This is a genomic window from Streptomyces sp. NPDC089915 (assembly GCF_040684675.1).
Lineage (GTDB): Bacteria > Actinomycetota > Actinomycetes > Streptomycetales > Streptomycetaceae > Streptomyces.
The window spans coordinates 1-14,435 of the sequence record NZ_JBFBGN010000092.1; the positions used below are offsets into that span (position 1 = coordinate 1).

Genomic DNA, 14,435 nt, shown 5'->3' on the forward strand with positions numbered 1-14,435 from the left:
CCCGGCGTGCCGCCGAGGAGCCGGCGGAGTCCGGGCGGGCGGACGGCACCCCGGGCGCCCCCGAGGGGTCCTCGGCCGACGGTCCCGACATGTCGGCCGAGGCGGATCACGGGGCCGGCGCCGGTCCCCGTGCACTCGGCTTCGCCGATCTGGTCGCCCTGACCGCGCAGATCGCCGACCTGTGCGGGGTACGGGACCACCTGCGCCCGCAGGTGGTCCGGGTGCGCAGCAGGCTGGTCCAACGGCCGCGCGACCCGCAGGCGAAGGCCGCCGCCGCCGCGCCGTTCTTGAACAGTCTGCTTCCCCCTGATCTGGCCCGGGTGTCCGCGGCCGTCGGGAAGGGGTTCGGCCCTGCGCTGGAGGCGTACCTGACCGAGCTCGACGCCGTCGCCGTGGGGGCGCGCACGGATGTGCGCCGGGAGCGCGGGGTCGTCCTGGAAGGAGTGGCTCCGGACCTTGTTCCGGCCGGCCGCTGGCCCGCACCGGCACGGTTCCCGCTCGCCCTGAGCCAGCAGTTCGCGGTCGACCGCATGCTCGCCGACCGGGCGGGAACCGAGGGCGGGATGTTCTCCGTGAACGGCCCGCCGGGCACGGGCAAGACCACGATGCTGCGCGACCTGGTCGCCGCACTGGTCGTCGAGCGGGCGGCGGTGCTGGCCACGTTCGACCGGCCCGAGAAGGCGTTCACCGGTCCGGCCTGGCAGGGCAGGGACCGCCAGGGCACCTACCCCCGCACCGTGTCGCGGCTCGACCCGCGGCTGACCGGGTTCGAGATCGTGGTCACCTCCTCCAACAACGGCGCCGTGGAGAACATCACCGCCGAACTGCCCGGCATGGGCGCGCTCGGCGAGCACTGGCACGGCGGCCCCGACCACTTCTCCGACCTCGCCTCCGCGCTCCTCGGCGGGCCGGCCTGGGGCCTGGTCGCAGCGGTGCTCGGCAACAAGACCAACCGCAAGGAGTTCGCAAACCGGTTCTGGTGGGGCCGGCTGCCCGAGAAGGAGGCCCGGGCCCGCTCCGCCGCGGGACTGCCGCCGCTGCGCGGCATGCAGGAGATCCTGCGCGACTGGCTTCCGCCGAAGCCCCCGCCCCCGGGCCGGCGTCCCGTCACCCCGGCGGACCAGGCTGCGACCACGGCGGCGGGGCCCGCCCAGCCCGTCCCGTCGTGGACCGACGCCGTCGCCGCGTTCCGTACCGCCCGGGCCGAGGTGGAGCGGCTGCGCGCCGGACGCACCCGGCTGGCCGGAGCCCTGGCAGCCGTCGAGTCCCCGTCGGCCGGGCAGCGGATCGCGGACCTGGAAGCCGCCGTCTCCCGGGCCGACCGGCAGGTCGCCACCGCCACGGCGGTCCTGGACCGGGCCGCCGCCGCCTCGGCCACCGCCCGGACGGCCACGGTGGCGGCCGAGGCCGCATACGGGACGGCCTCCGAACAGGTACCGCGGGCCCGCCAGGAGCTGGCCACCGCCCGCGCGGACCTGTCGGCCGCCCTTGAACTGGCCGCGCACCACCGCGCGTACGTGGCGGCGCTGTCCGAGCGTCACGACGCGCCCCCGGCCGTCGAGCGCGGCCTGCGCGGCGGGCTGCGCCGCCTGCTGCAGAGCACCGCCGCCCGGCAGGCCGCCGAACGGCAACAGGAGCACACCCAGGCGGAGATCGCGCACCTGCTCGTCCAGCAGCGCACCGCGCTGGAGGACTCCCTGGAGCAGGTCGCCTCGGCCGTACGCGCCGAATCCCTGGCCGCCGACCGGCACACCCGGTCCGGCACCATCGCCGACGAGGCCGCCGCCGGCCTCACCGCGGCCCTCGACCACGAACGGGCCGCGAGCGCGCGGGAGGCCTCGGCAGCCACCGCCCTCCGGCACTCCCGGCAGGTCGCGGACGGGGCCCGCCGCGACCTGCGGGCCGCCGTGGCCGAACTCGACGGCAGCCACCGCCACCTGCGGGAGGCGGCCCGGACGCTGCCGTCCCTGCCGCTCGGCTGGTCGCACCTCGCCGAAGCCGACCAGGAACTCGGCTCGCCCTGGTCCGACGAGACGTGGTCCACCGCGCGCAGCGACCTGTTCCTGCGCGCCCTCGACCTGCACCGCGCCTTCGCCGCCGGGGCGGCGAAGAAGGTCCGCGGCAACCTCCAGGTCCTCATGGAGCTGATGGCCGGTACCAGCGGGCCCGTCCCCGACGAGGAGGTCGAGCGCGCCTGGCACACCCTCTTCCTCCTCGTGCCCGTCGTCTCCACCACGTTCTCCTCCATCGGCAGCATGTTCGCCCGCCTCGGCCGGGAATCGATCGGCTGGGTCCTCGTCGACGAGGCCGGGCAGGCCACCCCACAGGCCGCCGTCGGCGCGTTGTGGCGGGCCCGCCGTGCCGTGCTGGTCGGCGATCCGCTCCAGCTCGAACCCGTCGTCACCATGCCCACGGCCCTCCAGCGCCGGCTGCTGCGCGCCCACGGCGTCGACGAGCACTGGCTGCCCTCGGCCACCTCCGCCCAGGCCGTCGCCGACCGGACCAACCGCTACGGCACCTACCTGCCCTCCCCGGGCACCGACGACGAGCACGTCTGGGTGGGCTCGCCGCTGCGCGTACACCGCCGCTGCGAAGAGCCGATGTTCACGGTCAGCAACGAGGTCGCGTACGGCGGCCTCATGGTCCACGGCACCCGGCACGAGGCGTTCCCCGATGCGGAACGGGAGGGCCTGCTACCCAGCCGCTGGCTCAACACCGACGACCCGACGCGACCGTCCGACGCCGCATGCGGCGAACGCGACCGCCGGGCCTTCGAGTTCGTCCTCGACCACTTGCACCGGCAAGACGTCGGCGTCGAGCGCGTGCGCGTGATCGCCCCCTTCCGGGCCCTCGTCGCCGAATGCCAGAAGATCTGCCGGGGCCGTGACGGCTGGACGTCCGAGCTGATCCAGGAGCGCTGCGCCACCGTCCACCGGGCCCAGGGCAAGGAAGCCGACGTCGTCGTCCTCGTACTCGGCGGGGGCCGTCCCGGCGCCCGCGACTGGGCGGCCCGCACCCCGCACCTGCTCAACGTCGCCGCGAGCCGCGCCAAACGCCGCCTCTACGTCATCGGCGAGCGCAGCCTGTGGGCCCCACTCCGTCACTTCGACGTCCTCGCCTCCGAGCTGACGGAGTTCCACCACCAACGCGACCACGTCACCTGGCCACCCGGCACCGAGTAACCGCCGACGAAACGCGGAGCAGGGGGCCGTGCGCCCGTTACGCCCCGGGGCGGTTACAGGGCCTCGCACAGTCCCGCCAGGACAGGTGCCCGGGCGTCTTCGCGGTGTCACCGTCCTCGCCCCCCACACACACAACGTGACGGGATCCTGACCCGTCGAGATCGACACCCGGGCCCGGGTCCCGGGATCGGACCCGGCGGTCGGCGGTCGGCTCTGCGACGGGGGCCGCGGCCCGGCGGGGCGCACCGAAAACCGGTGGCACCACCCTCCTCGGCGTCCCTAGGGTGTTCCCGCCCGCAGTCCCTCCGGCAAGGACGAGCCGTTGTACACCAAGTGAGACTCCCCGAGCGCTGATCCGTCGCGCGCCGCACCCGAGCGGCGTGCCCCTTTCCGCTGCGGTCCTCTCACTGGAAACGGTGCCTCTCTGTGTCCATGCCCCGGGTCGTCGTACCCGCCTTCCACCACCACCCCCGCCCGGCCGGACGGCCCCGGAACGCCGACGGCCGCCGCGCCGCCGACCGGCCGGCCTGGCAGTCGCCCTACGGCCCGCCGCCGCGCCGCTCCCGCCGCGGGCGGTGGGCGCGCGTACGCGTGATGGCCGTCGCCCGCACCCCGCTGCGCCGCGGCCACGTCGCGGGCCGCGCCGACTGATCCGTTCCGGGACCGCCGGATGCCGGGGCCCGTCGCCGTGATGGGCAGGCGTCAGCGGCAGCGACCGATCGACCGTCCCGAACGGGAACGGGGCCGCGGCGCCGAAGCGCCGCGGCCCCACCGCGTACCGCGAGGTCAGGCGTTCGCGCAGATGGCGTACGCGCTGATCCCGACCGAGTTGTAGCCGTCCTGCCGGCCGAGCACGATCCAGCCGGTGCCGTCACCGGTGGGGAAGCTGCCGACCAGGACCGCACCGTTGCCCTGGGCCTCGCCCCCGCCTCCGAGGACCCTCTTGCCCGCCGGGCAGTAGACGGTCCGGCGCTGGAAGTTGCCGACGTTCGCGTTGGGAAGGGCCACGATCTGGTAGCCGTCCACCGCCGCGGCCCGGGCCGCGGTCTTCACCTGACCGGAAGTGCTCTCACCGGTCGTGGCCTGAGCGGCCCAACCGGCACCGGACACCAGGGCCAGCGCCAGAACGCCCGCACCGATCGCCTGCTTACCACGCATACGAATACCCCTTCCAACCCTTGGGTTGCCGGGAAGGGCTCGCCCCTTCCCGGGGACCATGCTTCCGGCATAGACCGGGCTGGAGGCAGAGAAATGGATGCAAACGCCACGAAGAGTTGAAAGTGGTGTGCAACTGCGGCGGAGTGACAGGAGGGCGCCGGAGTGCGCCCCCCACGCCCTCATGGCGGGGACGCCGGATCAATGGACGTCCGACGTACCCCAGCAGCGGCGCTCCAACAAGAGGCATTCACCCGATCGAGTGATCCACCCAGTCGACATCGCTGCTGGCGAGAACGGCGGGAGATCGTTTCTTCGCAGTGGTCGAGGCATCCGCTCGACACGGACCGCAGGCACGACGGCGTCAGGAGACCCGGTGGACGTGGTACGGCAGTCGGCCCGGGCCGGACGGGTGGTGCTCTGGGAGGAGTCCGCGCGCGACGGCGCGCAGGCCAAGACGCTCATGAGCCCGCAGTTCCGGGTGCGGCTCGCGCGGGAGACGGGCCGGATCTTCGGTGCGGACGGACCGCGCCACGTGGTGTTCGCCGCCGGCTTCCCCGCGGTGTGCGCCGAGGAGTTCGAGGCCGTACGCCGGGTCGCCGTCGAGGCCGAGGGGGCGGTCAGCGTGGCCGCGGTGTGCCGGGGGGCCCGCAAGGACATGGAGCAGGCCGTCGCTTCGGTGCGCGGCAGCCGGCACGCCCGGGTGATGGTGGTGGTCCCGGCCTCCGAGGCTATGGCCCGGGTGATGGTCCACCGCCCGGCAGCGGAGGCCCTCCAGGCCGGGGTCGAGCTGGTCAAGGCCGCCCGCGACCTGGACGAGTCGGTCGCGGTGGACGTCTGCCTCGCGGACGCGTCCCGGGCCGACGCCTCGCTCATGGCCCACTGCGCGGAGGCGCTGACGGCCGCGGGGGCGGGGCTGGTCGTACTGGCGGACACCGTCGGCGCCCAGTTGCCCGCGGCGTGCCGGGACATGTTCGAGGCGGTCCGGGCCGGGTGCGGTGAGGAGGTGGTGCTCGGCTCCCACCTGCACAACGACCTCGGGCTCGGACTGGCCAACACGCTCGCGGCGCTGGCGGCCGGGGTGCGGGTGGTGTCCGGCTCGTGGCTGGGCATCGCCGAGCGGGCCGGCATGGCCGCCACCGAACAGCTGCTGTTCCTCCTCGCCCGCCATGCCCCGGAGCTGCTGGGCCCGGACTCCGACGCCTGGTGGACCGGCCCCGACCTGACCCGGCTGCCCGGGATCGCACGCATGGTGGCCGAGGAGACCGGCGTACCGCTGAGCGTGACCACCCCGATCGTCGGCACCGGCGTCGGGACGATCTCCACCGGCACCCCGTTCGTCCACCCCGAGCTGTTCCAGCCGTACGACCCGGCGGCGGTACTGGGCGTCCAACCCCGGGTCCTGCTCACACAACTGGCCAGCGCCCGCGTCGTCACCGCCGTCGCCGCCCGCCTCGGGCACCGCCTCGACCCCGGGCAGACCCGTGCGGCCCTGGCCTGGGCCAAGTCCCGCGCCTTCCGCACCAATCGGGCCGTCGTCGACGACGCCGCCTTCGCCGACTACCTCGACGGCCTCACCCACACCACCGGGAGCGCCCCGTGAACACCCGTCGGGCTCCCGTGCCCTTGTCCGAGGCCGGCCGGGCCCTGCTCACCGGGGCGGCCGTGGTCCTGCCCAACCCGGCGCCGCTCACCCACGTCGTCACCGCCACTCGGGCCGGGACCGTGAACGAGGCCAAGGGCCGCCCCGCCCGCCAGCCGGTCGCCCTGTGGGCCCACCACCCCGACACCCTGCACGCCCTCGGCCACGTCTGGGACCTGGACCCCGCCACCGCGGCGATGGCGCGGTGGCTGCTGGCCGAGGAACACCTCACCGTCCTCGTCCCGGTCCGCGACCCCGCCGGGGCACCCGCCTGGACCGCTCCAGCGGTCAAGGACGGCTGGATGCTGCTGTTCGGCACACGCTGGGAGCCGCTGCGCCCCCTCCTCGACGCACACCCCGTCCTCTACGTCAGCAGCGCCAACCGCACGGGACGGCCACCCGCCGCCACCACCGCCGAAGCACTGGCCATGTTTCCCGACCGCGTACACGTACTGGAACCCGCGGCCACGAACCCGGCGGACACGACGCCACGGGCAGCCACGACCACGGTGCGCCTGCACACCGACGGCAGCCTGGAACTCCACCGACACGGCGCCCAGAACCGCCACGACGCCACCCCCGACCACTACCTGCGCCAGCTGCGCGCCCGCTACCGGCGTGTCGAATTCCAGATCACCCAGGGCCAGCGCGACCCTCAGCCCGACCAGGCCCACACGGCCTGAGGGCCGCCAGAGCCCCGCCGACCGGCCCCGACGGGACACCGTGCCGCCCCCTCGTCACCCCACGGGGCGGGGGCGGCTCCTCGCTCCGTCCAGGACCAGGTCGACCAGGCGCGGGACCGGCGTCTCCTCCAGCGGTTCGCCGGTGAGCAGCACCCGCGCCGACCCCCGCCTGATGACGGCTTCCACCAGCAGGCGGGGTCGGTGCCGGCCGGCAGTTCGCCCCGTTCGACACCCCGCCGGACCAGGGCCTCCGCCCGTCCGAGGCGGGTGCTCCAGTAAGAGCGCCGGCCCTCCTCCAGGCCCTCCTCGCCCCGCACCGTGCCCAGGTGTAGCAGCGCGGCACCCGCCAGCGTCCCCAGGTACCGGGCGAGCACCGTGAACAGCTCGATCAGGTCCGCGCGCACGTCCTCACCGTCGGGCGTCGGCAAGGCGTGGCCGGAGTGGGTGGCCAGCGCCTCCAAGACGAGGTTCTCGCGAGTCCTCCAGCGCCGGTGGACGAACGTCTCTGGCGGCGGTGCCTGCACCCAGGTCGTTTCACGTGAGGTTACAAGGGGGCGGTAATCGCAAAACTTGTGAACATAAGGTGCCTTGGAGACGTGCCCGCAAGAAGGTCCTAGACGGAAACGCAGGCACCAACAAGGGTGCTCTTGCTCCCCCCACGGCATCTTACAAGCCGTTCCCGAATCCGTTTCACGACGAGTCGAACTGGACCACGATCGACCTCAACGGAAAGCAGCACCATGTACGCACTCCGGCTGTTCTCTTCGCTCGGAAGCAGATGTTCGCCAAGGTGTCCACAGCCTGGAACAGGATCCTGGACGATCGGCGCGGACTCGCTTGTAGGTGGTCACACGGCAAGCCGGCTTGAGGAGTGCCTGACGGTGGCCGAAAGGCGGCAGACTTCTCGCGTACGGCTTGCTGTGCACATGTGTGTCTCCGGGCCTCGACACGCCGGCGCTCACCGAGCCTCGGCTTAGCCGCCCAGCCAGCGTTCGTTATGTGCAATTGCCCAGTAGGTCAGCGCCAGGCGTTCGCTATCACGGTCTTCGGCCTTCCGGAACCTGGCCGCGGCCTGCATGTGGGCATGGATGGCCTCCTCGAACCGCCGCACCTGCTGCAACGCCAGGCCGAGGTTGTACAGAGCCTGGCCTTCCACGCGGTGGTCTCCGCGTTCCCGGACGATGGTGGCCGCCTGTGTGTGGGCATCGATGGCCTCCTCGAGCCGCCCGACCTCCTGCAGCCTGCTGCCGAGGTTGCCCAGCGCCTGGCCCTCGCCCCATCGGTCTCCGGACTTCCGGAAGCTCACGGCGGCCTGTGTATGGGCGTCGATGGACTCCTCAAACCGCCGCATGCCACGCAGCGCGAGGCCGAGGTTGTTCAGCGCCTGGCCTTCGCGGTGGAGGTCGCCGAGCCCACGACAAATGGCAAGCTCCTGGATATGGGTCGCGATGGCCTGCTCGAACCGCCCCACCTTCCGCAGCGCGATGCCGAGGTTGAGGAGTGTCTGGCCTTCGCGGTAAGCGTCGCCGGCCTCCCTGAAGATGATCGCGGCCTGGGCGTGGACGTCGATGGACTCCTCGAACCGCCCCACCTCACGCAGCACGCAGCCGAGGTTGTTCAGCGCATAGCCTTCGCGTTCAAGGTCGCCAAGCTCACGGCAGATGGCCAACTGCCGGGTGTGGGTTGCGATGGCCTCCCCGAACCGCCCCACCTTCCGCAGCGCGACGCCGAGGTTGTTCAGCGCCTGACCTTCCCCGAGACGGTCTCCCGCTTCCCGGAAAACGGTCAGGGCACTGCTGGTAACGGTGATCCAATCATCGAAGTAGCGGCGGAAGTCGAGGTACGCGGAGAGACTCCCGGCGAGGGAGGTGCTGATGACTGGGTGGCCGAGGGCTGGCGCGACGGTCGCGGTGGCAACCAGGTTGGTGTGTTCGGCGTCCAGCCATTCCAGGGCCGCAATGCGGTCCGGAAAGCGAGAAACCCCGGGGCCAGGGAAGTTTTCCAGGTGGATGCCAGCGGCTTCGGCAGTGTCCCCATAGTGGTTGAAGAGGCGCGTACGGGCGCTGTCGCGCTGGTCGCGAGCAGCGTGGACATTACCGAGTGAGTCGGCGTAAAGGCGGACGAGGTCGTGCATCCGCCAGCGGCCCCAGACCGGGGCGGGTTCGATCAGGTGGGCTTCGGCCAGGTGCTGCATGAGCACCTCGGCCACGTCGAGACCGATGTCGGCGAGGTGGGCGGTGGCCTCGGTGGACAGGTCGGGGCCGGGGTTGAGCGAGAGCAGGCGAAACAGCTGCGCCTGATCGAGGGGCAGTAGCTGGTAGGACAAGTCGAAGGCTGCGCGGACTGCGCGGTTCGGGCGGGCAAGTTTGTCCAGCCGGGTGTGTTCGACCTGCAGAGCGGCGGCCACGGATGCGGCGGGCCGGTTGGGCGCGGCGGCCAAGGTTGCGGCGGCGATGCGCAGGGCGAGGGGCAGGCCCGCGCACAGCCTGGCGATCCGGGTGGCTGATGCACGGTCATCGGTGATGCGGGTGTCGTGGTCCCCGCGAGCCTGGCGCAGAGCCTGGTCGAGCACCGCGGTGGACTCGTTTTCGTCTAGGGCGTGGAGGTCGTGGAGGCGTGCGTCGAGGCCGTCGAGGGTGTGGCGGGAGGTGACCAGGGCGACCGTGGTGCCGTCGGTGGGCAGGAGCGGGTCGACCTGGCCGCTGCTGGAAGCGTTGTCGATGATCACGAGGATGCGTCGGCCCTCACGGGCGTAGGCGGCCAGGACGCTGCGGTAGAGCCGTTGCCGGTCCTGCAGGCCGTTGGGGATGTGTGCGCTGGGTATGGCCAGAGCGCGTAGTAGTCCTTCCAGGGCGCGTTCCGGGGTGAGGCGGCGTTCGGGGTCGTAGCCGGCGAGGTCGGTGAACAGCACGCCGCCGGGAAACCAGCCTGGCCGTTCGAGTGCCTGGGCCGCGGTCTGGACGGCGAGTTCCGTCTTGCCGATGCCAGCCAGCCCCGACACCGCACTCAGGAGCACTGTCCTCGGCTGCGGACTGTCGCCGGCAGCAGTGGGGGCCAGGTCCGCCAGCAGCCGCTCGACATGCTGGTCACGGCCGGTGAAGGCGGACGCCGGTGCCGGCAGCCCTGACAGGGCGGGAGTGACCGCCGACGGTAGCTCCATGGTGATGTCCCGGCCTTGGACCACCGCGTGGAAGAAGAGCCCGCCGTTGATCGTGTTATTGGTCTCTGCGTTCTCCCAGATCCCGCTCACGCGGGTCACCGTGCCGGGTCGGTCCCGCAGTCTTCGGCAGCGTGCGTGGGCGGTGAGGCAGGTGAAGGCGGCGGCGTGGTGGTGAAGGTCAAGCCGGAGTAGTCCCGGCCTTGAACGACGGGTCCGTTCTGTGTTCCGCCTGTGACGGAATTCGTCACCGCAGCATCCCTGCCATGCACCAGCGCGGCATCCGCATGCCAGGCCGCAAGGTCGGTACGGAAGTCCGTGTCCATAGCGGCCCGCACGGCCAGCGCCGTACTCAGCGCCTGCGCACGACCCTGGTCAGCCGGGTCGTCGATGAGGCGTGCCAGTTCCGCCTCCCCCGAGCTGACCGCCGGGGCCTGCTCACTCGCCTCCCGGGAAAACGGGCGGCGCACCAGGGCACTCAGCCCCACCCATGCCTGACGGCCGAGCTCACCGCCGGCACCTCCGGCCAGGGCCGCCAGCAACCCTACCGACACCGGATCCATCCCCCACCATCCTCGCCTTGTGCCACTGGACACCAACCATCAGTGACGCAGGGGGCCGAGGCGGAAGGCGGACCGGCCCAGAGACACGCCACCGCCCTCCATGGTCCCCATTTCCCGCTCTGCCGACAGCCAACGCTTCAGTCTCTGCCTCGTACCTCCCCGCAGTCCCCCGACCTGAACCTCGGTATACCGACGGTCCCTGGGCGCAGGCTCGAGAAGCACGTCCCACAAGAGTCGCGGCTCGCCACCCAACGCACTGCTGGCGATGTCCTGCCGCCAAACACCCCTCGTGGGACGCACATGCCGACATGACCTATCGCTCGCGCCCGCAAGCGGCAATGTTGCAGCCCCGATTCGCGCCAAGCCTCGGGGTTCAACGCTGCCTAGTCAGCACCGAGTCAGCGCCGCCCCGCCAAAGCGGGCGGAATTCTGCAAATCCGGCGCGATACGGAGGGGTGAATTCGGAGGATGGAAATTGGCCATCAACGGTGGTGTGGTGCCGACGCACACAAGATGGGCTGGGATTGTGACGGTTCACCACATATTCCGTTGACCTGGGGACTTCTACGTTGTGGCGACACCCGACGTCCCCGCAGACACCCTGGAAGTGGTGCACATGGTCTCCCCCGCAACGAGCAGAACGAGCCCGTCCGGCATACGCAGGATCGTCGCCGCCAGTCTCGTCGGGACCACCATCGAGTGGTACGACTTCTTCCTCTACGGGTCCGCCGCCGCCCTCGTCTTCAACACGCTCTTCTTCCCCGCCAGCGACCCCCTCGTCGGGACCCTGCTGGCGTTCCTCACCTACGCCGTCGGGTTCGCCGCGCGGCCGCTCGGCGGGGTGGTGTTCGGGCACTTCGGGGACCGGATCGGGCGGAAGCGGCTGTTGGTGGTGAGTCTGCTGATGATGGGCGGGGCCACCTTCGCCATCGGGCTGCTGCCCACCCACGCGAGCGTCGGCGCCGCCGCGCCCGTGCTGCTGACCCTGCTGCGGCTGGTGCAGGGGTTCGCGCTGGGCGGGGAGTGGGGCGGGGCCGTGCTGCTGGTCGCCGAGCACGGGGACGACCGGAGCCGGGGGTTCTGGGCCTCGTGGCCGCAGGCCGGGGCGCCCGGCGGGAACCTGCTGGCCACCGGGGTGCTGGCGCTGCTGGCGGCCGTGCAGTCGGACGAGGCGTTCCTCGCCTGGGGGTGGCGGGTGCCGTTCCTGCTGTCCGGGGTGCTGGTCGTGGTCGGGCTGTGGATACGGGTCTCGGTGTCCGAGTCGCCGGCGTTCCTGGAGGCGCGGGCCCGGGCCGAGGCCGAGGAGGCGGCGGGGCTGCGGCAGCGGCCGCCGGTGGTCGAGGTGTTCCGGTCGCACGGGCGCGATGTCCTGACCGCCATCGGAGTGCGGCTCGGGGAGAACGTCTCGTACTACGTGCTGACCGCCTTCCTGCTCGTGTACGTCACCGTGCACCTGCACCTGCCCAAGTCGGACGCGCTCAACGCCGTGCTGATCGGCTCGGCCGTGCACTTCGTGACCATTCCGCTGTGGGGGGCGCTGTCGGACCGGATCGGGCGGCGGGCGGTGACGCTGGTGGGGTCGGCCGGGATGGCCGTGTGGGCGTTCGCGTTCTTCGCGCTGCTCGACTCCCGCTCCTTCGCCGTGATCGCCGTAGCCGTCACCGTCGGGCTGCTGCTGCACGGGGCGATGTACGGGCCGCAGGCGGCGTTCATCTCGGAGATGTTCGACACCCGGGTGCGCTACTCCGGCGCCTCGATGGGCTCCCAGCTCGCCTCCCTGCTCGGCGGGGCGCTCGCGCCGATCGTCGCCGTCGAACTGCTCAAGGAGTACGGCTCGTCGGTGCCGGTCTCCGTGTACCTGTGCGCGGCGGCGCTGGTCACCACGCTGGCCGCGGCCGTCGCCCGGGAGACCCGGGGCCGCAGCCTCACCGGTGCGCGGGAGGCCGCTCCGGTGGCGGCGGGCTCCCCCAGCGGGCGTTGAGCGGGCGGCCCGTATGCTCGGCGGCGTGAACGACGCGGGACTGCGGGAGCTGCTCGGGCTGCTGGCCCGGGGCGCGCCGGCCGAGGAGTTCTCCCGGCCGGCGGCCGCCGCGCGCGCGGCGGGGGCCCGGCCCGCCGAACTGGCCGCCCTGGAGGAGGCCACCGGGGTGGCCCTGGAGATCCACCGGACGCTGGCCCAGCACCGCACCCGCGAGGCCGAGCTGACCGCGCTGTTCGACACGGCGGGCGACCTCGCGGCGCTGCGGGACCTGGACTCGGTGCTGCGGGCCATCACCCACCGGGCCAAGCAGCTGCTGCACACCGACGTCACGTACCTGTCGCTGAACGACGAGGCCGCCGGGGACACGTTCATGCGGGTCACCGACGGTTCGGTCTCGGCGGCGTTCCAGCAGCTGCGGCTCGGGATGGGTGAGGGGCTGGGCGGGCTGGTCGCGCAGACGGCCCGCCCGTACGCCACCGGCGACTACCAGCGCGATCCGCGCTTCCGGCACACCGCCGCCATCGACGGCGCGGTCGGCGAGGAGGACCTGCACGCCATCCTCGGGGTGCCGCTGCGGCTGGGCGCGCGGGTGATCGGGGTGCTGTTCGCCGCCGACCGCAGCCCGCGCGGGTTCAGCCCGCGCGAGGTGGCGCTGCTGTCCTCGCTCGCCGACCACGCGGCCATCGCCATCGACGGGGCCCGGCTGCTGGAGGAGACCCGGCGGGCGCTGGCCGAACTGGGCGTGGCCTCGCGGACCGTCCAGGAGACGAGCGACGCGCTGCGCCGGGCGGAGGAGGCGCACGACCGGCTGACGGGGCTGGTCCTGCGCGGCGGTGACCTGGGCGAGGTGGCGGCGGCCATCGGCGCGCTGCTCGACGGGGGCACCCTGGTGCACGACGCCGACGGGACGGAGCTGGCCCGGGCGCGGTCGCGTCCGGTGGCGCCGCCCGCCCGGGCGGTGACCGCCTCGCGGGCCAGCGGGCGGGCGGTGGCCGAGGGCGGCACCTGGGTGTGCGCGGTGCTGGCCGGGCCCGAACTGCTGGGCAGCGTCACGCTGACCGGGCGGCCCGCCCTGGACGAGGCGGGGCGGCGGCTGTTCGAGCGGGCCGCCATGGTCACGGCCCTGCTGCTGCTCCTGCGGCGGTCGGTCGCGCAGACCGAGGACCGGATCCGCGGGGAGCTGCTGGGCGATCTGCTGGGCCCGTCCGGGGATCCGGCGGGGCTGGCCGAGCGCGCCCGCCGGCTGGGGGTCGATCTGGCCCTTCCGCACGCCCTGTTCGTGCTGCACAGCGACGCCGCCCCGCGCCCCCGGCTGCTCACGGCCGCCGCGCACCACGCCCGGGAGCGCCGGGGACTGGCGGGGGTGCACCACGACCACGCCGTGCTGCTGGTCCCCTCGCGGGCCCCGGGCGCGGACGCCGCCGCGCTGGCGGCGGCGCTGGGCCGGGCGGTGGGGGCCGGTGTGACGGTCGGCGCGGCGGGTGCCGGGGACGGTCCGGCGGGGCTGCCGGCCGCGCATGAGGAGGCGCTGCGCTGTGTGACGACGCTGTGCGCGCTGGGCCGGGCCGGTGACGGCGGCACCCTCGCCGAACTCGGGTTCCTCGGGGTGCTCCTGGGCGACCGGCCCGACCTGTCCGGGTACGTGCGGGCGGCGCTGGGGCCCGTACTGGACTACGACGCGCGGCGCGGCAGCGATCTGCTGCACACCCTGCGGGTCTACTTCGCGTCGGGGATGAGCCAGGCCCGGGCGAAGGAGGTGCTGCACGTGCACGTGAACACCGTGGTGCAGCGCCTGGAACGGATCGGCCGTCTCCTCGGCCCCGACTGGCAGTCGCCCGACCGGGCGCTGGAGCTCCAGCTCGCGCTGCGGCTGCACCAGGTGTCCGCCCCGCGGGACGCGGAGCCGGCCCCGCGGGACCCGGGTCCCGCTTCCTCCTGAGGGCCCGCTTCCTCCTCAGGGCCCGCCTCCTCCTGAGGGCCCGCCTCCTCCTGAGCGTCCTTCCGCCCGGGCCCGTTACCGCCGCTGATTGACAGAGGCGGATCATGACTCCATGATTCCATTAGTTCCCTAG

The 14,435-nt window shown here is 73.0% G+C and carries 10 protein-coding genes and 1 pseudogene; 6 read left to right on the top strand and 5 right to left on the bottom strand.

Annotated features, from left to right (window positions below):
* On the top strand, positions 1-3,182 hold a 3,182-nt coding region (locus tag AB0O29_RS24325; RefSeq protein ID WP_365154703.1), incomplete at its 5' end, for an AAA domain-containing protein.
* Positions 3,183-3,608: 426 nt separating this feature from the next.
* The gene (locus AB0O29_RS24330; protein ID WP_365154706.1) at positions 3,609-3,833 is read left to right on the top strand and encodes a hypothetical protein; all 225 of its coding nucleotides are present in this window, start codon (positions 3,609-3,611) and stop codon (positions 3,831-3,833) included.
* A gap of 135 nt (positions 3,834-3,968) precedes the next feature.
* Here the strand turns inward: AB0O29_RS24330 and AB0O29_RS24335 are convergent, their stop codons facing one another.
* A complete protein-coding gene (locus tag AB0O29_RS24335; RefSeq protein WP_365154709.1) occupies positions 3,969-4,340 on the bottom strand; it encodes a hypothetical protein in 372 nt (123 codons plus the stop codon).
* Between the two features lie 373 nt (positions 4,341-4,713).
* On the opposite strand from AB0O29_RS24335, the gene AB0O29_RS24340 reads away from it, so the two are divergent.
* Positions 4,714-5,940, top strand: coding sequence for a 2-isopropylmalate synthase (locus AB0O29_RS24340; protein ID WP_365154712.1), 1,227 nt, complete (start codon positions 4,714-4,716; stop codon positions 5,938-5,940).
* Positions 5,937-6,662, top strand: a complete 726-nt coding sequence (locus AB0O29_RS24345; RefSeq protein ID WP_365154715.1) for a Sua5/YciO/YrdC/YwlC family protein — start codon at positions 5,937-5,939, stop codon at positions 6,660-6,662. The genes AB0O29_RS24340 and AB0O29_RS24345 overlap by 4 nt, the downstream gene beginning before the upstream one ends.
* Positions 6,663-6,716: 54 nt before the next feature.
* On the opposite strand, the gene AB0O29_RS24350 is transcribed toward AB0O29_RS24345, so the two are convergent.
* From AB0O29_RS24350 to AB0O29_RS24365, 4 genes and pseudogenes are all read right to left on the bottom strand, one after another.
* Complete coding sequence (locus AB0O29_RS24350) at positions 6,717-6,848, bottom strand: hypothetical protein (RefSeq protein WP_365154776.1); 132 nt, start codon at positions 6,846-6,848, stop codon at positions 6,717-6,719.
* A 17-nt stretch (positions 6,849-6,865) separates the two neighbouring features.
* Positions 6,866-7,327 (bottom strand): annotated as a pseudogene (locus AB0O29_RS24355) (TetR-like C-terminal domain-containing protein); the annotation flags it as partial.
* 308 nt (positions 7,328-7,635) lie between these two features.
* On the bottom strand, positions 7,636-9,912 hold the full coding sequence (locus AB0O29_RS24360) for a tetratricopeptide repeat protein (RefSeq protein ID WP_365154717.1): 2,277 nt from the start codon (positions 9,910-9,912) through the stop codon (positions 7,636-7,638).
* A 5-nt stretch (positions 9,913-9,917) separates the two neighbouring features.
* The gene (locus AB0O29_RS24365; RefSeq protein ID WP_365154720.1) at positions 9,918-10,382 is read right to left on the bottom strand and encodes a hypothetical protein; all 465 of its coding nucleotides are present in this window, start codon (positions 10,380-10,382) and stop codon (positions 9,918-9,920) included.
* Between the two features lie 616 nt (positions 10,383-10,998).
* Here AB0O29_RS24365 and AB0O29_RS24370 point away from each other — a divergent pair.
* Positions 10,999-12,363: an MFS transporter gene (locus AB0O29_RS24370; RefSeq protein ID WP_365154770.1), complete on the top strand. Its 1,365-nt coding sequence runs from the start codon at positions 10,999-11,001 to the stop codon at positions 12,361-12,363.
* A gap of 13 nt (positions 12,364-12,376) precedes the next feature.
* A complete protein-coding gene (locus tag AB0O29_RS24375; protein WP_365154723.1) occupies positions 12,377-14,302 on the top strand; it encodes a GAF domain-containing protein in 1,926 nt (641 codons plus the stop codon).
* Positions 14,303-14,435 lie beyond the last annotated feature (133 nt).

What these genes read in the sequence shown, in the direction of transcription:
- AB0O29_RS24370 (WP_365154770.1), top strand. Translation starts at nt 10,999, where the DNA reads ATGGTCTCCCCCGCAACGAGCAGAACGAGCCCGTCCGGCATACGCAGG.
- AB0O29_RS24365 (WP_365154720.1), bottom strand. Translation starts at nt 10,382, where the DNA reads ATGGATCCGGTGTCGGTAGGGTTGCTGGCGGCCCTGGCCGGAGGTGCC.
- AB0O29_RS24335 (WP_365154709.1), bottom strand. Translation starts at nt 4,340, where the DNA reads ATGCGTGGTAAGCAGGCGATCGGTGCGGGCGTTCTGGCGCTGGCCCTG.
- AB0O29_RS24375 (WP_365154723.1), top strand. Translation starts at nt 12,377, where the DNA reads ATGCTCGGCGGCGTGAACGACGCGGGACTGCGGGAGCTGCTCGGGCTG.